The 17,943-nt window shown below is 68.5% G+C and carries 19 protein-coding genes; 3 read left to right on the top strand and 16 right to left on the bottom strand.

The genetic code is table 11. The annotated features are described in order from the left end of the window. Positions 1-5 precede the first annotated feature (5 nt). The 14 genes from IPL89_11460 to lepB all read right to left on the bottom strand — a co-directional run bounded on the left by IPL89_11460 (position 6) and on the right by lepB (position 13,695). Positions 6-653: a DUF47 family protein gene (locus IPL89_11460; GenBank protein MBK9063796.1), complete on the bottom strand. Its 648-nt coding sequence runs from the start codon at positions 651-653 to the stop codon at positions 6-8. A 2-nt stretch (positions 654-655) separates the two neighbouring features. Beyond that, a complete protein-coding gene (locus tag IPL89_11455) occupies positions 656-1,294 on the bottom strand; it encodes a hypothetical protein (protein ID MBK9063795.1) in 639 nt (212 codons plus the stop codon). A 9-nt stretch (positions 1,295-1,303) separates the two neighbouring features. Beyond that, on the bottom strand, positions 1,304-2,041 hold the full coding sequence (locus tag IPL89_11450) for a hypothetical protein (GenBank protein MBK9063794.1): 738 nt from the start codon (positions 2,039-2,041) through the stop codon (positions 1,304-1,306). Further along, on the bottom strand, positions 2,038-3,546 hold the full coding sequence (locus tag IPL89_11445; protein MBK9063793.1) for an anion permease: 1,509 nt from the start codon (positions 3,544-3,546) through the stop codon (positions 2,038-2,040). The genes IPL89_11450 and IPL89_11445 overlap by 4 nt, the downstream gene beginning before the upstream one ends. 61 nt (positions 3,547-3,607) lie before the next feature. Then, on the bottom strand, positions 3,608-4,081 hold the full coding sequence (locus IPL89_11440) for a CYTH domain-containing protein (protein MBK9063792.1): 474 nt from the start codon (positions 4,079-4,081) through the stop codon (positions 3,608-3,610). Between the two features lie 28 nt (positions 4,082-4,109). Next, positions 4,110-4,703: a hypothetical protein gene (locus IPL89_11435; protein ID MBK9063791.1), complete on the bottom strand. Its 594-nt coding sequence runs from the start codon at positions 4,701-4,703 to the stop codon at positions 4,110-4,112. 102 nt (positions 4,704-4,805) lie between these two features. Then, on the bottom strand, positions 4,806-6,251 hold the full coding sequence (locus IPL89_11430; GenBank protein ID MBK9063790.1) for a hypothetical protein: 1,446 nt from the start codon (positions 6,249-6,251) through the stop codon (positions 4,806-4,808). 280 nt (positions 6,252-6,531) lie between these two features. Beyond that, positions 6,532-7,299, bottom strand: coding sequence for an inorganic diphosphatase (locus IPL89_11425; protein ID MBK9063789.1), 768 nt, complete (start codon positions 7,297-7,299; stop codon positions 6,532-6,534). Between the two features lie 23 nt (positions 7,300-7,322). After that, positions 7,323-9,071, bottom strand: a complete 1,749-nt coding sequence (locus IPL89_11420; protein ID MBK9063788.1) for a hypothetical protein — start codon at positions 9,069-9,071, stop codon at positions 7,323-7,325. Positions 9,072-9,208: 137 nt separating this feature from the next. Next, a complete protein-coding gene (locus IPL89_11415) occupies positions 9,209-10,555 on the bottom strand; it encodes a sigma-54-dependent Fis family transcriptional regulator (GenBank protein ID MBK9063787.1) in 1,347 nt (448 codons plus the stop codon). After that, positions 10,548-12,017, bottom strand: coding sequence for a PAS domain-containing protein (locus IPL89_11410; GenBank protein MBK9063786.1), 1,470 nt, complete (start codon positions 12,015-12,017; stop codon positions 10,548-10,550). Before IPL89_11410 ends, IPL89_11415 begins: the two co-directional genes overlap by 8 nt. Continuing rightward, the gene (locus IPL89_11405) at positions 11,924-12,445 is read right to left on the bottom strand and encodes a hypothetical protein (GenBank protein MBK9063785.1); all 522 of its coding nucleotides are present in this window, start codon (positions 12,443-12,445) and stop codon (positions 11,924-11,926) included. The genes IPL89_11410 and IPL89_11405 overlap by 94 nt, the downstream gene beginning before the upstream one ends. Positions 12,446-12,525: 80 nt before the next feature. Beyond that, on the bottom strand, positions 12,526-12,945 hold the full coding sequence (locus IPL89_11400) for a transcriptional repressor (protein ID MBK9063784.1): 420 nt from the start codon (positions 12,943-12,945) through the stop codon (positions 12,526-12,528). A 42-nt stretch (positions 12,946-12,987) separates the two neighbouring features. After that, positions 12,988-13,695 carry a signal peptidase I gene (lepB, locus tag IPL89_11395; protein ID MBK9063783.1) on the bottom strand — a complete coding sequence of 236 codons (708 nt, stop codon included), beginning with the start codon at positions 13,693-13,695 and terminating at the stop codon, positions 12,988-12,990. 84 nt (positions 13,696-13,779) lie between these two features. On the opposite strand from lepB, the gene queF reads away from it, so the two are divergent. Continuing rightward, positions 13,780-14,268: an NADPH-dependent 7-cyano-7-deazaguanine reductase QueF gene (gene queF / locus IPL89_11390; protein ID MBK9063782.1), complete on the top strand. Its 489-nt coding sequence runs from the start codon at positions 13,780-13,782 to the stop codon at positions 14,266-14,268. Here queF and IPL89_11385 read toward each other — a convergent pair. Together IPL89_11385 and IPL89_11380 are read right to left on the bottom strand one after the other, a co-directional pair. Continuing rightward, on the bottom strand, positions 14,180-15,124 hold the full coding sequence (locus IPL89_11385) for an MBL fold metallo-hydrolase (protein MBK9063781.1): 945 nt from the start codon (positions 15,122-15,124) through the stop codon (positions 14,180-14,182). The genes queF and IPL89_11385 overlap by 89 nt on opposite strands. After that, a complete protein-coding gene (locus tag IPL89_11380; GenBank protein ID MBK9063780.1) occupies positions 15,121-15,852 on the bottom strand; it encodes a gamma-glutamyl-gamma-aminobutyrate hydrolase family protein in 732 nt (243 codons plus the stop codon). Before IPL89_11380 ends, IPL89_11385 begins: the two co-directional genes overlap by 4 nt. A 71-nt stretch (positions 15,853-15,923) precedes the next feature. Here IPL89_11380 and IPL89_11375 point away from each other — a divergent pair, with 71 nt between their 5' ends. Together IPL89_11375 and IPL89_11370 are read left to right on the top strand one after the other, a co-directional pair. After that, positions 15,924-17,066, top strand: a complete 1,143-nt coding sequence (locus tag IPL89_11375; protein ID MBK9063779.1) for a beta-ketoacyl-[acyl-carrier-protein] synthase family protein — start codon at positions 15,924-15,926, stop codon at positions 17,064-17,066. Continuing rightward, positions 17,063-17,932 (top strand): beta-ketoacyl synthase chain length factor, encoded by an 870-nt coding sequence (locus IPL89_11370; GenBank protein ID MBK9063778.1) that lies wholly within the window; start codon positions 17,063-17,065, stop codon positions 17,930-17,932. Before IPL89_11375 ends, IPL89_11370 begins: the two co-directional genes overlap by 4 nt. Positions 17,933-17,943: the final 11 nt, after the last annotated feature.

Below are 17,943 nucleotides of genomic sequence, written 5' to 3'. Positions count from 1 at the left end.
CCCGCCTAGAGGGTCCGTTTGATCGTATAGATCGCGAGCCGGTCGGCGACTTCCTCGGCCCGATCCGACAGCGTCTCGACGTGCAGGCAGAAGTAGCGCAGGTGGATCTTGTGGGCGAGGTCGAGGTCGTCGCGGCTGAAGATCTTCCTCTTCAACCGGTCCGCGATACGGTCGGCCTCTTTCTCGTAGAAATAGACCTTGTGGATGTGGTCGGGCACGACGGTGATGTCGCGGAAGAACGCCCGCACGGCCGAGACGAGGTGCTGAGCCGCCTCCACGCCCGCCTTCGCGAGATCGAGGAAGTCGCCCGTGAGGTCGGCGGGCACCTCGGGCTTCTCCACGGCGAACTGGCTGAGCGTCTTTTTCGCCTCGTCGATCACGTTGTCGATGTTCTCGAGGAGGCCGAGGACGTCGCCCCGGTGGTCCGGGATGAGGGACTCGCGGTACAGGCGCGTCTCGATCTCGCGGCGGAGCGCGTCGGCCTTGCTCTCGAAGACCGCGATCGCCTTGAGGCGCTGCTCGAAGCGCTCCACGTCTTTCTGGAGAAAGTCCGCGATGCCCTGCTGGAAGACGAGCGTCCCCTCGCTGATCGCGTCGAGCAGCTCGTCGATCTGCGCCTCGAGGGCGCGCGTGCGACGGAAGAGGAGTGTCATCGCTAATCCATGCCCACGACCCGCTTGGCGGCCCTGAGGTAGTTCGTGTTGGGCATGGATGCGATGCCGAGCCCCTCGACGACCGCCTTCATGCCGGCGTAGTTCTCGCTCTCGGCGCAGGCGGTCTCGACCATGGCGCCGTTGAACCAGACCTGGGCGTACTCGCAGATGATTCCCTCGATGGTGAACCCCCAGCGCATCTTCTCGACCGAGACGGCGGTCATGTCGGGATGCTTGCGGGCCATCGCGATGAACTCGTCGATCGTGTAAGTGTCCTGGGTCAGCGCCGTCTCGACCTTGAGGTTCGAGAGGATCGTCTGGAGGTCGGCCTTCTTCACGGGGAACTGGAACTTCCCGCGCGGCTGGAAGATCTCGTAGCCCTCGGGCGTCTCGCCCGTCTTCGTCTTGATGTCGAGAAGGCCGTCCCGCACCTTCACGTTCGCCTCGTTCGTGCGCGCGCTCAGGAAATAGGTTTCGGCCGGCATTTTCCGGGCCTGGAAGAGAACTGTCTTCCCGTTCCACATCTTCTCTTTCACGAGGTCGATCACGCCCTTGCCGAAGACCCGGAACTCGGCGCGGGGAACGATCTTCGCGGCTTCTTCGACCGACGTCGCGGCGTTCTTGGCAAAGGGATCCGACATGAGTGCTCCTTATCGAGGCTGCGCGGACCCGTCGCCCGTGGAGACGAGGTCCCGGAATTTGATGAGGTAGAGAACCGAGAGGATGAGCCCTGCGACGAGCCATAGCGGGGACCGAGGGTTCGGCACGACTTCCAGCTGCATCGACGTGTCGTCGCCCTGCCCGAGGTTCGCGAGCCTCAGGAGGGCGTTCTGCCGGCCGGCTTCGCCGCCGAGGCGGACCCGCGGCTCCGCCTCGGATTTCGTCTGTTTCGGGAGCTGCTCGCGGATCGCCTGGAAACGGGTGCCCTCGGGGAGGGCCACGAGCATCCGGAAGTCCTTGATGGGCGTCTCCTGCGAGTTCACGAAGGCGTACCGGAGGATGCGGCTTTCGCGGGGCATCGTCAGCTTCGCTCCCGCGGCCGGGTCCGGGGCCGTGGCGAAGACCTTCGGGACGTCGAAGGTGAACACGAGCCGGCTCGCGAGGGACGTCGTGGGGGGCAGCGTCACCCGGATCGCCGTCGTCTTCTCTTTCGGCGGCTCCAGGCGAAGGCCGTCCGTGGCCTCCGCCAGCCGGAAGTTCGACCAGGCGTTGTGGGCGAGCGGAATCACGACCGTCTCCGAGGGGCCGCCCGCGATGACGAGCGTACTGGTCGCGCGGCCCGCGCCGCCGGCCTCGACGTCCAGCCGCGTCGCGTACTCCTGGATCTCCGCCGCGGAGGCAAGGCCCGGGAGGGAGGCGAGGAGCGCGAGTGCGAGGGTCTTTCTCACTTCGGCATCGCCCAGAAGGACGGCGTGATTCCGAGCCAGTGGAACCACGTGGCGGCGGAGAGGACGAGGAGGACGAGGCCCACCGTGCACGTCGTCATCCCGTACTTGAAGTTGTCGATCACGGAGTACTGGTTCGTGGAGAAGAGGATGACGTTCGGCTTGCCGCTGATCGGAAGCCCGACCACCCAGTCGATGCAGAGCGCCGCGGGGAGGGCGAGCGAGACGGGATCCCAGCCGAGGGCCTTCGACATCGAGATGATGATGGGGATCATGATGATCGTGCGCACCGTCTTCGACGTCGTGAGCAGGTGGCTGTACATCATCACGGCCATGACGATCGTGAAGGCCGCGCCGAACGGGATGACCTTCAGGTTCATCCCTCCGAACAGCATCCTCACGCCCCACTCGGCCGCGCCGGTGTCGTCCAGGGCAAGGCCGCCCGCGTAGGCGCCCGCGCTGAAGATGAGGAGGTGCCAGGGGATGTCGGCCTCCTGCCACTGCAGGACGCCCCATCGCGGGAAGAGCACGATCACCGAGCCGAGGAGCGCGGCGAACGGCGCGCTGATCTCCACGCCGAACCAGCGCATGTGGAAGATGTCGGTCATCCACAGGAAGAGCACGAGGCTGAAGATGACGAGAGCCTTCTTCTCCTGAAAGCTCAGGCGCCCCATCGCGGCGTACTGCGCCTCGATGAGAGGGAGGCCTCCCTCGACGCTCGGAACCTGCTCCGCCTGCGGGATCGGGAAGATCACCTTCCGGCCGAGGAACCACATGATGAGCATCGTCACGATGGCGATGGGGGCGCCCGCCCGCATCCAGTCCATGTAGTAGATGCGGTGGCCGCCCATGCTCTGGATGAAACCCACGGCGATGAGGTTCGCGCTCGACCCCGTCATGCTGATGGACGAGAGGACCGAGATCCCCGCGAGATTCAGAAGAAACAGGTTCTTGCCGAAGTTGTTGGGATGGGCCTCGGTCGATCCGTAGATGTTCGCGACGACGATCATCAGCGGCAGCGTCATGACGCAGCGCGCGGCCGTCGCCGGAATGAGCGGGGCGAGGACGAGCTGGATGATCACGAAGGCCAGGAGCGCCCAGGACGCCTTGCGCCCGAACTTGACGATGAGAAAGAGCGACATCCTCTTGGCGAGGCGCGTCTTCACGAGCATCGCCGCGAGGATGAACGCGAGGAGGTTGAGCCAGATCACCTCCATGCCGAGGACGTCCATGATCGGCTTGGCCGCCGACGTCCGCGTCACGAGCAGCAGGAACATCAGGACGAGGGACGTGACGTAGGTCGGGAAGGGCTCCGTGACCCACCAGACCAGCGCGAGCAGGAAGCAGGCGGTGCCCGATTGCGCCGCCGCGCTGAGGCCCATCCCGGGCGGCAGGTAGAGGACCAGGAGGAAGAGGGCGATGCCGCCCGGAAAACCGAGGTAGCGCATCCAGCGCTCGGTGACGCTCTGGGCGTCCCGGGGCTTGGCCGACAGGGTCATCTTCTCCATGTCCAGGAGTTCCTGGAGCGTGGGAGCCCTGGCGGGGATCGCGCTCGCCGCCAACGTCAGATCAGGCCTTTGCCCAGCTCTTGAAGGGGTTCTTCAGGAGGTTGGAGTTGAAGTAGCGCGGGTCGCTCGAGACTTCTTCCCCCGCCCAGTCGGGACGGACGAACGTCTCGGTCTCGCTCTTGAGCTCGATCTCCGCGACCACCAGGCCCTCGTTGTCGCCGTGGAAGACGTCGATCTCCCACGTCTTCCCGCCGTGGACTTCCGCGTGGCGGTGCTTGTCGATGAGAGGCTTCTCGCAGAGGTTGTCCAGGAGGAGCGAGGCGTCTTCCACGGGGATCACGTACTCGAATTCTGAACGGGTCACGCCCGTCGTGACACCCTTGATCGTCAGTTTCGCCTTGTCGCCCTCGATCCGGACACGCACGACCCTTTCCTTCTGCGTGTTCAGGTAACCCTGCTTGAAGTGAATCCCCTCGTTCTGCGGCTTCCAGGCCGCGGTCTTCACGAGAAATTTGCGTTCGATCTCTTTGGCCATGTTGTGTCTCCGGGGCCCGTGAGCCCGTTCAAAGAGCCAGGGCTCGCTTGAGCCCCAGCGGATAGTTGATGTTCTGGTGGCTGTCGAGGCCGAGGCTCCGGATCACCTGGAGAACGAGGGAGGGATCTTCGTGTTCGACGCAGAAGCTCTCGAACGGGACGCCGTCGGCCACGATGCGCGCGAACTCGCACGTCGTCCCGTCGAGCGTGAAGCCCTCGCGGCGCTTGACCGTCCGGACGGCCCGGAGAGCGGGGTTCGGGTCCAGGACCTCGTCGAGGAGCTCGGGCAGTGTGTACGACGCGCGCGGAAGAGCTGGCAGCGGCAGGCCCCAGGCCTCGAAGAGCCGCGGCACGATCCCGGCCTCGATCGGGAACATCGACTTGAGGACGGGGTCCCAGAGCTCGAGGCCGTCCGCGTCCACCTGCTTTCTCCACTTGAGGTCCATGAGCCCGTCGCGGACCTTCGCGTTGTGCGAGCTCTTCAGGCAGACGAAGTAGGTTTCCCGGATCTCCCGCGGGGCCTGGAATTCGACCCCGTTGACCTTCCCGCGGAGGTCGCCCAGGGACGGGGCGAACGTGCGCCATTCCCAGCGTGGAATCACCATGGCGGACGTGTGGCTCATCGTGGGCTCCAGTCGCTTCGTGTCGGGACAGGCCGGCGGGGCGTGGTCGATCCGCGCCCCGCCCAAGAAGGAGAAGTCCGTTCCGGTGTCGTCTCCGAGCGCCTAGAAGTTGAACGCGACGCGACTCGAGAAGATCTGGAAGCTGGGATCCTGGATCTTGACGCCCGTCGGGCTGTAGCCCTTGTTGGCCATCGCGTTCTCGTTGTTGTCCACGAAGCTGTAATTCACCATGAAGCGGAGGTTCTTCCGGGGGTAGTAGTTGACGCCCAGGGTGGTGATCTTCTCGATGCCCCCCTTGACCGGGTCGACGTCCGTGAGGTCGTCCTGGGTCCCCACCTCGTAGCGGGCCACGAGCTCCACGGCTCCCATCTTCGTCTTCGGCGTGGTCGTCTTGAAGACGAAGGAATCACCGGCGACATAAGCCTTCTGGCCATTGAACACGTAGGAGACCTGGAAGTACCAGGTGGAGAAATTGTGGTCGATGACGCCGTTGGCCCGCTGGGTCGCGGTCGACGGGACCAGCTTCAGGTTGGTCGAGTCCCAGACCTGGTCCGGGGCGCTCTTACGGTTGACCTTCATCCACTCGTACTCGCCGAGCCAGGAGAATCCTCCCCACTGGCCCGCGAATTCCGCTCCGATCAAGAGCTGGTCGTTGACGTTGGTGACCGAGGCGTTGAGGAACTTGGCGCCGTTGATCTTGGCGACCGACGGCCGGCCTGAGTAGTCCACGGCATAGACGCCCGGGGCGCCGGCCGCGGGCATCCAGTCGGAGACGGCCGCTCCCAGGTGAATGAGGTGGGTGTCGTCCTGCTTCAGCGGGAGGCCGGCGACGCGGAGCGCCGCTCCGTAGCCGTGGTTGTCGACCATCTTGTAGCCGAGGTCGCTCGCGGTGTTGTAGTTCCCGACGGTGTCGTCGAGGGACTGCCCGAAGATGCCGGCCTTGGCGTAGAGGCGCTCGTTCGAGATGCTGTAGTAGATGCCGACGTGCCGGGAAGGGTTCCAGATGTCGGCGAAGGAACGCTCCATGAGCCAGGTGTTGGTGTTGGACATCAAGGTCTCGAACCCCATGGGAACCTTCTGGTGGCCGGCCTGGATGACCTGGTCCTTGAAGCCGATGTACTCCACGATGATGGTCTTGTAACCGACCTCGCCGCCGGTCAGCTCGAAGTCGGCCTCGGCGGCCCACTTGGAGCCCAGGTTGAGTTCGAAGCCGAGGCGGGCGGTCTTGATCATGGTCCCGCCGAGCAGACGGTTGTTGCTTCCGCTGAACCAGATGCCGTCCAGGTAGGCGCGGCCGGTCAGCTTGGCGCTGATGCCGTCGATGTCCGGGTCCTTCGCCTTGGAGGACTTCTTCCCTTCGGCCTTCGCTTCGGTCTTCACGTCGGCGGCGGGCTTGGCCTGCTCGGCCTTGGCCGCGTCCTTCTTCTGGAGCGCCTGGACCTGCTTCTCGAGGTCTCGGATGCGCTTCTCTTGGTCCGTGGGCTCCTGCGCCATGACCGGGGCGGCCAGCAGGGCGAGGAGTAGCGGGGTCACGAGAGATTTCTTCATGGTCACTCCTACTCGTTATGGGGCTATGCCTCGCGGGCGAGGCGCATGAACGTCTGCGTACGTATCGCAAAGCCCAAGCCATCCCGCGGGATTGCGTCAAGTGGCGTCGCAGGAACACGTTGCGAGGGGTGCGTGGCCCGGCGGTGAGGCGTCCGGCGTGCGGGAACCCGCACGCGCTGTGCGGGTGTCCGCGCGGGCGTGGCGAAAGAAAAAAAATGGGGAAGCGGACAGGAGGTGGTCCGCTTCCCCGTGCAAAGGGATTGGAGGAGACAGAGACCGGTTACTCGCCGACGTTCTTCGCGCCCGGCCAGCGGTAGAGATAGGGGTTGCCCTTCTCGTCGAGCGGGCGCCGGTCGGCGTCCGTCGTGACGGATTTCTCGAAGTCGAGGACGGCGTCGCCGATGAACTTGATCGTCTCGGCGCGGCCCCTGAAGCCCGGTGAGCTCAGATAGAGCTTTCCGTCCTTGTCGCGGCCCTTGTACGACGTCATCCAGGTCTGGAGGATCGTGGTCACGCCGGGGAACTTCCGGTCCAGCTCCTCGATGCTGCGCACCGAGGCGAACGGCGTGTTCTCCATGACGACGACGACCTTGTCGTCCTTCTCGCCCGTGTCCATGAGGCTGAGCATCCCGATCGCGCGGCCGCGCACGACAGAACCCGTCGGGACCGACGGCCCGAGGACGAGCGCGTCCACGGCGTCGCCGTCGCCGCCCTTGGACTTCAGGAGGACGGAGCGCGGGATGTTGCCGTAGTTGCACGGGTAGCCGAGGTACTGCACGTACCGCGGGGCGCCGTTCTTCTGCTCGAGCTCGATCATGCCGGACTTGAGGTCGACCTGGTACTTCGCGGTCGTGCCCGCGGCGATCTCGATCACGACGTTGACGGTGCCGTCCACGTTGACGGGGTCGTAGCCGCTCCAGAAATTCTTCTCGCCCTTGAGAACGGAGACCTGGGGCATGAGCGTCTGGGCCGCGGCCGGCACGCTCAGGACGGTCCCGAGCACGAGCGCGAGGGCGACGACGCCGGACTTGATGAGGTGTTTCTTCATGGTGTGTCAGCTCCTCGTTTCCATCACGACGGGTCGTCGTTGTTCGCGGCCTTGGTCTTCTTCGTCTTCTTCGGTGCGTCCGCGGGCGCGGCCGGCTTCTCGGCAGGCTTTTCCGTGGCCTTCGCCGCCGTCGTCTCGGCCGGCTTCGCCTCGAACGGTTTCTCGTACCGGATCACCGGAGCGCCGGCCGCCATCACGACGATGTGCGGGCGGCTCTTCGTCTTCTCGTCGTCGTAGGCGATCTTCGGGCTCTTGAGGAGCTCCTCCTGGATCGCCTCGGACGCGTAGCCGAGGAGATAGTGGACGTCTCCCCACGTCGCCGTGCCGGGGTCCACGACCTCGTGGATGAGGTTCGCGGCGTTCACGAGCTGCTCGGGCGTGCGGTCGATGTTGTGCTTCGAATAGCGGCCCGACTTGTTGTTGAGGGTCCAGGTGTTCGACGCCTTGTCGTAGTTGATCTCGCCGCTGATTCGGCCGGGGGCTCCGCCAAGCTCCGAAACGTGGCCGAAGTTCTCTCGCGTGCCGGGCTTGCGCTGGGACTGGTCCTCGGGGCGGAAGAAGCCCTTCTCGTACGTGCGGCCGAGCGGGTGGGCGGCCTCGGGGGCGACCGCGACGCGGCCCTCCGCATCGATGACCCAGTTGTACGGCGCCATCTTCACGTCGAGGATGGCCGGGAAGTCCTTCGAGGCCATCTGGAGATACGGGTTCAGGATCACCTTTCCGGTCTTGTCGGCCTCGTAGTGCTTGACGTAGGCGGGCTGCGAGGCGACCCCGTAGAGCTTGTCGAGCGAGACCGCGTTCGACGCGGCGACCGGCTGCGCCGCGACCGGGCGGTTCATGAGCTTGCGGACCTTCGAGCCGCCCCACTTCTCGCCGTCGGGCATCCCGAGGCCGGAGAGCTCGCCCATCGCGACCTTCTGGAGAAACTGCTCGCCGGCGGCGTGCGTCGCGGCGACGGCGTAGAAGTCGAGGTCGCCATATCCGTAGGAGAAGTCGTAAAGGTACGGCGCGCCGCCTTCCGTGGCGGCCCAGCCTTCCATCGAGACGCCGCACGGCTCCGTCCCGGGCAGGACGACCGCCCCGGGCTTGACGCGGTACGACCAGGCCTTCGTGCCGACGAGCTTCGTCGTGGCGGGGAGACCGACCTTGAGGAGCTCCGGCATGAATTTGCCGAAGTCGCCGAGCGTCCTCGCGCCGAGGTCGGCGGGCTTGACGTTGAACGTCGAGCCCTTTTCGATGATCTCGACGAGAGCGCCGCCGGGAGCCGGGCCGACGTTGCCTTCGGCCTCGGTCTTGGCCTTGAGGCCCTCGACCGCGAGCGGCGTCGCGAGCGTCCGGACCGCGTCGTCGAAGACGGCCTTGACGGCCACCGCGACGGTTTCGTCCGCCTTGCCGTCCTTGTACTTCGTCGTGATGCGGACGAGGTAGCCCTTGTTCCAGAGCGCGTAGTCCGGCGTGTCGAAGTACTCCTTCGTCGACAACTCGATCTTGAGCGGGTTCTTTTCCTTCTCGGTGACGGTGAAGCCCGTCTTCGCGGCGGCCGCCTTCACCTGCGTCCAGACGGCCTTGAACGCCTCCTCGGGCGTGCCCTTGGCCTTGGCGGGGTCGATGAGGAACTTGTACTCGCGCCCACCGACGTCCGCGAGCTTCGGCGCGGGATACTTCGCGATGGTTTGGGTATAGAGCGGCTTCGGTGCGTCGGCCGCGACCGCCATGCCGGCGGCGGCGACAAGGGCCGCAAGAAGCAGCCGTGGGACAGCACGGGTCTTCATGAGAATCCTCCTGGAGCCCCGCGGTGCAAGGCCCAAGCCATGTGGGCTGGCCCGCTTAGTCCTTGAGGGAGAGTCGGATGACGGGCGGACGGCTTTCGGCGAGTGCGGAAACCCGCACGCGGCGTGCGGGCGCCCGCTCAGTCCGCGGCGGGAGCGAGCCCGAGGGCCTTTAGCCGGTCGTAGAGCGTCCGGCGGGCCATCCCGAGGACGGCCGCCGCTTCCGCGACGTTGCCGCCCGTGTGCTGGAGCACGCGCTCGATGTGGAGGCGCTCCATCTCCTTCATCGTCGCGAGATCGCCGTCGTGGGCCGCGGTCTGCCGCGCCCCGTCGAGGCTCACGTCCAGCGCCTCGAGCCGGTCGCCCTTGAGGAGGATCATCGCGCGCTCGAGGACGTTCGCGAGCTCGCGGATGTTCCCGGGCCACGGGTAACGAAGCAGCTGCAGCTCCGCCTCAGGCCCGAGCATGACCTCGGCCTTGCCCATGCGCTTGCACACGGCGCGGAGGATGTTGCGCGCGAGGAGCGGGATGTCCTCCGTCCGTTCGCGCAAGGGAGGGATCTTCAGCGTGAGCGTGCTGACTCGGTAGTAGAGGTCGTCGCGGAATTTCCGCGCGCGCACGGCCTCCTCGAGGTCGAGGTTCGTCGACGCGAGGAGCCGGATGTCGACGACGCGATCCCGCACGTCGCCGAGCCGGCGGAAGGTCTTCTCCTCGAGCGCTTTCAGGAGCTTCGGCTGGATCGCGGGGTCCATGTCGCCGATCTCGTCGAGGAACACGATGCCCCGGTGGCCGACTTCGAGGAGGCCCTGCTTGGGGTTCACGGCGCCCGTGAACGCTCCGCGCTCGTGGCCGAAAAGCTCGGACTCGAGGAGCTCGCGCGAGAGGCCCGCGCAGTTCAGGTTGACGAACGCCTCCTCGCGGCGCGGGCCGTTCGCGTGAAGCCAGCGGGCGAGGACGCCCTTGCCCGAGCCCGTCTCCCCGAGGATCAGGACGGGGCTGTCCCACTCGAGCATGAGGCGGGCGCGTTCCTCCATCTGGCGGATCGCGGCGCTCGCGCCGAGAAAGGGGTCGAACGAGCCCGGCTGCTCGCGAAGGGCCAGCTCCTGCTTCCTGCGGAGCCTCTGCTGCTGCAGGAGCCGGCGCACGAGGACGAGGAGTGCCTTGGACTCGACGGGCTTCGTCAGGAACTGCTCGGCGCCCTCCTTGATCGCACGCACCGCGAGGTCGATCGAGCCGTGCGCGGTGAGGATGATGAAGGGCGTGTTCTCGCTGACCTTCTTGACCTCGGGGAGGAGCTCGAGCGACGTCCCGTCCGGCAGGCTGTAGTCGGCGACGACGATGTCGTGGCCGACCTCGCGGAAGAGGTCGAGGGCTCTCCGCAGGTTCTCGGCCTCGTCGACGTCGAGTCCGCTCGCGCGGAGGAACGCCGCGAGCCCGTGCCGGACGGCGGGATCGTCCTCCACGAGAAGGATCCGCGACTCAGCCACGCGCGGCCTCCGGTAGCTGCATCCTCTGGCGCGGCGCCGGGAGGCGGACGACGACGCGCGCCCCGCCCTCCGGCCGGTTGCTCGCCTCGACGGTTCCCCCGTGCTCCTCGACGACGCGCTTGACGATCGAGAGGCCGAGTCCCGTGCCGCCCTCGCGGCGCGTGAAGAACGGCTCGAAGGCGCGCGAGAGGGCCTCGCCTTCGAATCCGGGGCCGTCGTCGTCGACGCTGAAGGACCACCAGTCGTGGCCGGAGGCGCGCGTGCGCCGGGCCGTGACGGCGACCACGCCTCCGCCGTGCGCGTGCTGGAGTGCGTTTTCGATCAGGTTGCGGAAGACCTGGTGCATGCGGCGGGCGTTCAGCGGAAGGACGAGACTGGGATCCTCGAGGTCCACCCGGACCACGCGCGCGGTCGCGGCGGCGGCCGTCTCGCAGGATCGCCAGGCTCCGTCGAGGAGCGTGCGCACGTTGCACGGCTCGGGGTTCAGCGTCCTCGGCTCGCCGTAATCGCGCAGGTCGTTCATGAGGCTCGAGATCCGTTCGGCGCTCTCGCGGAGCGCCGAGACGAACGAGGCGTAGCGCGGGTCGTCGCCGAACGTCGCCTCGAGCGCGTCGAGGTTGATCGAGATCCCGTAGACGGGGTTCCGGATCTCGTGGACGACGCCGCCGACGAGGGCGCGGAGGGACTCTTCGGCCCGGCGCCGCTCCGTGATGTCCGTGCACATTCCGGCGAGCCGCCCCGGGCGGTTCGCGGCGTCCCACGAGACGATCTTTCCGGCATCGAAGATCCAGATCCAGTCGCCGGTCCGCGGCTGGATGCGGTACTCCGCCTGGTAGCGCGGGAGCCGTCCCTCGAGGTGGGCGTTCAGAGCGGCCTCGACCTGCCGGCGATCCTCCGGGTGGACTCGTCCGAGACCGGCCTCGAGCGTCGGGCCGACCGAATCGGGGTCGAGGCCGAGCATCTCGAACCAGCGCGGGCTCCGGTAGAGGCGGCCCGTCACGAGGTCCCAGTCCCAGAGAGCCTGCTGCGTGCCTTCCAGCGCGTGGGCGAGCCGCTCCTCGCTCGCGCGCAGGTCCGCGAGCGCTTCCTTCAGCGCCGTGATGTCGCGCGAAATCCCCGCGATGCGATGGATGCGCCCCCACTTGTTCCGCACGGGAGTCAGAACCGTTTGAAACACGCGTGTGCGGCCGCCGACGGGATGTTCCTCCTCGAACTGCAGCGGCGTCCCCTCGGAGATCACGCGGTCGAGGTGCGGGACGAGCTGCGCCGCACTCGTGCCTTCGAGACACTGTCCCACCGCACGCCCTGCAAAGTCGGGATTCAGGAAGCCGATCCCGGCGTTCAGCGGAGGGTTCACGGTCTGGAAGGTCAGGACGCCGTCCTCGGCGACGCCGACGACGTAGATCCAGTCGAAGAGGTTCGGGAAGAGGCCCTCGACGCCGTGGTCCGGCTCATCCGCCACGAGCCGGAGCGGCAGGTCCGGGCGCGCGCGGTCCGCAAACGGGGCCGGGCGCGGGCCCGGTCGAGCGCTTCCCGGAAGTGCCCGGCTTCCGTGAAAATCTCGAGGACCCCGGCGCGCAGCATCCCGGCCACGAGATCCGGCCGGTCCTCGGGAACGCGCGCCACGATCGGTGCTCCGGGTTGCTTCAGATGGATCGCCTGTACGCGCTCGATGCCCCCGGCGGCGGATCCGTCCTCCCAGACGAGGAAGACGTCCCCCGGCTCGCGCCGGAGTCTTTCCCACTCGGACTCCCCGAAGGCATCCACGTCGACGAAGCCGGGGACCGGCTCGGCCTCGCCCACGGCGGCGCGGACGAGGTTCCCGGCGACGCGAGGCGGAACGCCGGTCGCGAGGATCCGCCACGCAGACGCCACGCTCGGTTCGACCATGAACTGGGGACTCTCCTCCAGCATCAGTTTGGCCCCCTGCCAGGGCAACGGAAACGGTGCGGTTGAATCAGGCTGGCGGATCAGGTCCGCGCGCAGCCGGGGCAGAGGCCGCGCAGCGTGACGTCGACGCTCTCGACCGTGTGGCCGGTCGCGAGCCGCTTCTTCGGCAGCGGCGGGAGCGCGTCGCACGGCACGTCGTGGACCGCGCCGCAGGCGGTGCACAGGAAGTGGTGGTGCGGCCCGAGGTTCGCGTCGTACCGCGCCACGGCGTCGTCGAAGACGAGCTCCTCGATGAGGCCGCTCTCCTTGAGGGAGTTGAGGACGTTGTAGACGGAGGCCCGCGAGGTCGTGGGCGCGGCGCGGTTCACCGCGGCGCCGACCTCCTCGGCCGTCGGATGGGACGGCGTCGCGCAGAGGTACTCGAGCACGGCGATGCGCTGCTGCGTCACGCGCAAGCCCTTGTCCTTCAGGCGGTCCACGAGCGCGGTCCGGTCCAACACGACCTTAGATTAAGTCTAAAGATCAACCAAATCAAGCGCGGGCTAATTGATCGGGGCCCCGCCGGCGCTCGTGATGAACGGGCGCGCGAGGCGGGACCATCGCGGCCCCTTGAAGAACTCCTGGTTCCAGCTCCACATGACGCCGACGGCCCGGCCGAGGAGGTCCGTGACGGGGCGCGTGCCGAAGAACCGCGCGTCGCGGCTCTCGTCGCGGTTGTCGCCCATGAGGAAGACCTCGCCCTCGGGCACCGTGATGGGCCCGAACGTCCGGAATGCGGGGCGGTCCGGCAGGACGCGGATCGGGTGCGGGCGCACGCCGAGCATCTCGGTGCCGAGGAGGACGGTCTCGCCGTCGTCGGCCTTCTGCTCGGGCAGGAAGTCCGTGGGCTGGGCCTTGCCGTTGATGTAGAGCGTCTCGTTGCGCAGCTCCACCACGTCGCCGGGCAGGCCGACGAGGCGCTTGACGAACGGGACGCTCCCTCCGTCGGGATTGCGCACGACGACGACGTCGCCGCGCAGCGGCGCGCCGGTGCCGAAGAGGCGGATGCGCGAGAACGGCACGCGCATCTGGTAGGCCGACTTCCAGACGAAGACGCGATCGCCCTCGAGGATCGTGGGCTTCATCGACCCCGTCGGAACGACGTACCAGTCGGCCAGAACGGACCGGCCCGTCAGGATGATGGCGGCCATCAAGGCCAGGTGGCGGATGTCCTTGAGGAGGGCGGCGCGCTTTTCCGGAGTGAATGCCATGGGGACGCGGATTCTCGCACAGGCCGTGCCAGCGATCGGACCGGCCGGCGCCCGCCCGGCGGTCTCCGCGCTATCCTCCGCCGCATGTCCGGCTATACCGAACGCCACGCCGCCTCGGGCGTGAGGGCCGCGCTTCCCGCCCTCGAGACCTGGCCGTCGCAGTACGCCGCCGATTACGAGGTCGTGATCACGATCCCCGAGTTCACGTCCATCTGCCCGAAGACGGGCCTTCCGGACTTCGCGACTCTCACGATCACGTACGTGCCCGACCGGCTCTGCGTCGAGCTGAAGTCGCTCAAGGAGTACGTGAACGCGTACCGCTCGCTCGGAATCTTCAACGAGAACGTCGCGAACCGCGTCCTCGAAGACCTCGTGGCGGCGCTCGCGCCGCGCCGGATCGCCGTGCGGGGCGTCTTCACGCCCCGCGGCGGCATCCAGACCACCGTCGAGGCCCGCGCGCCGCGCGGCCCCGGCGGCCCGGGGATCATTTCGGGGCGGTCTTCGGCGGCAAGGCCGAGCCCGGGAGGGTCGCCCCGTCCGGCCCGATCCGCCGGTAGACGCTCAGCGCGTTGATCGCGCTCAGGTCGCGCGGGCAGTAGTCCCCGATCTTCTCTCCGGCCAGCTCTCCGGACACGCGGGCCTCCGGCGCGTTCTGCTTCTTTTTCTCGATGAGAAACTGGAGGAGGGCCGTGAGGTAGTGGCGCGTGCGGCCGATCTCGGGCGCGGCGTTCGCGGTCGGGTTGCCGCGCGACCCGACGAGGCCGACGGGCTTCAGCGCTTCGAGCCGGTCGAGCGCGGCGATCCAGCCCCTGATGTCGGAGTCCGGGTCCGAGAGCATCGGGCAGCGGTCGGGCGTCACGAGGTCGCCGACGAAGGCGGTGCGCGTGATCGCGTCGAACACGTAGAGGTCCGACCCGGTGTGCGCGTTCCCGGCCGGCACCCCGACCTCGAGGATGGCCTTGCCTGCGATGAGGACGAGCCGGTCCCCGACGCCGATCACGTTCGGGACTTTCCCCTTCTGGCGGCTGAGGAACTCGCCGAGGATTCCCGTCGCGCGCGCGTTCACGAAGATCGTGGCGTCCGTCGGAAAGAACGTCGCGAGGCCCTCGTTCGAGTCCGTGTGGAGGTGGGTCAACGCGATCCACTTCACCGGCTTGTTCTTCGTGGTCTTCGCGATCTCGGCGCGGAGCGCCTTCGCGTCGGCGGCGCTCGAGCCGGTGTCGACGAGGAACACGCCGTCGCCGGCGTCGAGCCACGAGCAGAGCGTGCCCCCGAAGACGCCGTACCAGAGGCCGACGTCCTTGAAGGGCTGCGCGACGACCGGCGCGGCGGCGGCGGGGGCTTTCGCGGCGGGCGCCGGCTGGGCAGCGGCGGGGAAGGCCGAAACGGCGAGCGCCGCGGCGAAGAGGCGGGAAACGACGTGATTCATGCGAACTCCTTGCTGGAGGTGAGCGTATTGCTGCGCAACCGCGCGAACGCGCGGCAGGCGTCGAGAAAGACCTGGAACAGCGCCTTCTGGCGCGGGTCGGCGACGAGATCCTCGGGGTGCCACTGGACGGCGGCGAGCCACGCGCCCCCCGGACGCTCCACCGCCTCGACGAGGTCGTCCGGCGAGGCCGCGAGCGAGGCGAGCGGGGCGGCGAGGTCCTTGACGGCCTGGTGGTGCCGGGAGTTGACGTCGGTCGTCCGCGCGAGGGCGGCGGCGAACGGCGAGGGCGCCTGGCCCGCGCGCGGCCGCACGGCGTGCGCGCGGAAGTCCCGCCCGCGGCCGGCCGCGTCGGTGTCGTGGGCGACTCCGCGGTCGCGCTGGGAGGGGAGGTCCTGCCAGAGCGTGCCGCCGAGGGCGACGTTCACGACCTGCAGGCCGCGGCAGATTCCGAAGACGGGCGCGCCCTGCGCCTCGGCGGCGGCGAACGCGGCGAAATCGTGCGCGTCCCGACGGGTCCGCACGCTGAGCGTCGGGGTTGCGGGGGATTCGCCGTAGCGCGCGGGGTCGACGTCCGGCCCGCCCGCGAGGAGCAGGCCGTCGAACGCCTCGGGAAGCGGCGGACCCGGGAGCGCGAGGAGGATCTCACCGGGCAATGCTCCCGCTGCGAGGAGGGCACCCCGGTACGCCTCGTTGGGCTGGTGGTCGTCGGACGCGAGGAGGATCTTCATGGGAGGAGCGGGCGGGTTCGCCCCGGCAAGCGCGCCACGCAAGCGGCGCGGCGAGGGATTATAAGGACGAGATGGGCGGAGAGAGGGCGAGGGACCGGCGCGTGGCCGTGACGGGGATGGGGGCGGTGACCGCGCTCGGCCCGGGCGTGCCCGCCCTGCAACGCGGGGCGTGGAGCGGCGCCAGCGCGATCGCGCCGGTCACGCTCTTCGACGTGTCCCGTTTCGTCGCGAAGACGGGCGCGGAAATCCGAGTCGTCCCCGCCGATCCGGCCGGCGAGACGCGAGGCCGCACCGAGAGGCTCGCGCTCGCGGCGGCGGCCGAAGCGATGGGACCGCTCGCGGCCCTCGGCCCTCACGCGGGCGTCGCCGTCGGCACGACGCTCGCGGGCCGCGAGACCCGCGTGTCGCCCGGGGCCCTCGCGGCGCTCCTCGCCCGGCGGCACGGCGCGAGCGGGCCCGTTGCCGCGGTCTCGACGGCGTGCGCCTCCGGCACCGCCGCGATCGGCCTCGCGGCTGCGTGGATTCGCGAGGGCCGCGCCGTTCGCGTCCTCGCGGGAGGCGCGGACACGCTCTCGCCGTTCGTGTTTTCGGGCTTCGACGCGCTCCGCGCCCTGAGCCCGACGGCCGCCCGTCCCTTCGACGCCGAACGCGACGGCCTGACTCTCGGAGAGGGGTCGGCGTTTCTTCTCCTCGAGGACGAAGCCGAGGCCCTCCGGCGCGGCGCGCGCGTCCTCGCGCGCGTCACGGGCTACGGCTCGGCGGCGGACGCGTTCCACATGACGCGGCCCGATCCGGCGGGCGCCGGCCTTGCGCGGGCCGCGGCTGCGGCTCTCGCCGACGCGGGGCGCACGGCCGCCGACGTGGGCTTCGTGAGCGCCCACGGAACCGGGACCGTCTTCAACGACGCGATGGAGGAAGCCGCTCTGGCGCACGTCCTCGGTCCCCGAGCAGGATCGGTGCCGGTCCACGGCCTCAAGGGAGCGATCGGCCACACGCTCGGCGCCGCGGGCGTTCTCGAGGCCGTCCTCGCCGTCCTCGTCCTCGGCGCCGAAGACGTCCCGCCGACCGCCCGCCACCGCGCCGCTCGCCCCGGCTCGCCCCTCTTCGTCGTCTCGGGCGCGCCGTACCGGACGGAGCGCCGCGTGGACGTCGTCCTTTCGACGTCCGCCGCGTTTTCGGGCACGGACGCCGCACTCGTCCTGGAGCGCGCTTGAGGCGCGCCGTTCTCGCGTTCGCGGCGACGGTCGAGGGCGGCGGCGGCGCTCTTCGCGACGCGCTCGTGGACGCGAACCGCCTCAGGCGGATGGACCGCTTCGGGCGTTCCGGCGTCCTCGCCGGCGCACGCGCCCTCTCGGCGGCCGGCGTCCAGGCCGCCGTTCCCGGCGCCGCGCCCGACCCGCGCTTCGGCGTCGTCGTCGGCACGGCCTTCGGCTGCCGCGACGCGATGGCGCAGCACGAGCGACTGCTCGCGGCGGCGGCGCGCGTCGAGGACCTCGCGCCGTCCGTCTTCGCGGCGACCGTCCACAACACCGTCGCGGGCGAGCTCGCGATCGGCTGGGGCCTCGGGGGCCCCGCCGAGACGCTCGTCTCCGGGCGCACGGCCGGGCTCGAGGCCCTCGTCCTCGCGGCGTCGCGCATCGCGAAAGGCGACGCCGACCGCATCCTCGTCGTCGCGGCGGAGGGAATCGACGACGCGATGCGCGAGGCGGACGCTACGCTCGTCGAGTCGTCGGCCGCGGTGCTCCTCGAGGCGGAAGAAGAAGAAAACGAAGAGGAAGAGATTTCTTTGAGTAAGAGAAAGAGAGCCGTCTTTGTGGATGCGGCTCTCACCTTCGATCCGGATCCGCAGACCGCGAGGTTCGAAGAGAAACGTGAAGACTTCTTAGAAGGTGTTGGTTTGGGTGGCGCGCGGGGCGGCGGCGGTGCGGTGATCGAACGCCTCGGTGCGACGGGCCTGTGGGAGATCGCGCGAGACCTTGCCGAGCCCCATTCACCTTCTAAGAAAATCCGAAATCGCCGGTACGAGACGCGAGATGCCTACGGTTCCTGCGCCGCCGTCACCCTCGCGTTCTTCTCTTAAGCAAAGAAATT

It is taken from the genome of Acidobacteriota bacterium (assembly GCA_016716715.1).
Taxonomy (GTDB): Bacteria; Acidobacteriota; Thermoanaerobaculia; order UBA5066; family UBA5066; genus Fen-183.
The sequence above is the reverse complement of the archived record's forward strand: the minus strand, read 5'-3'. Positions and strand labels throughout refer to the sequence as shown.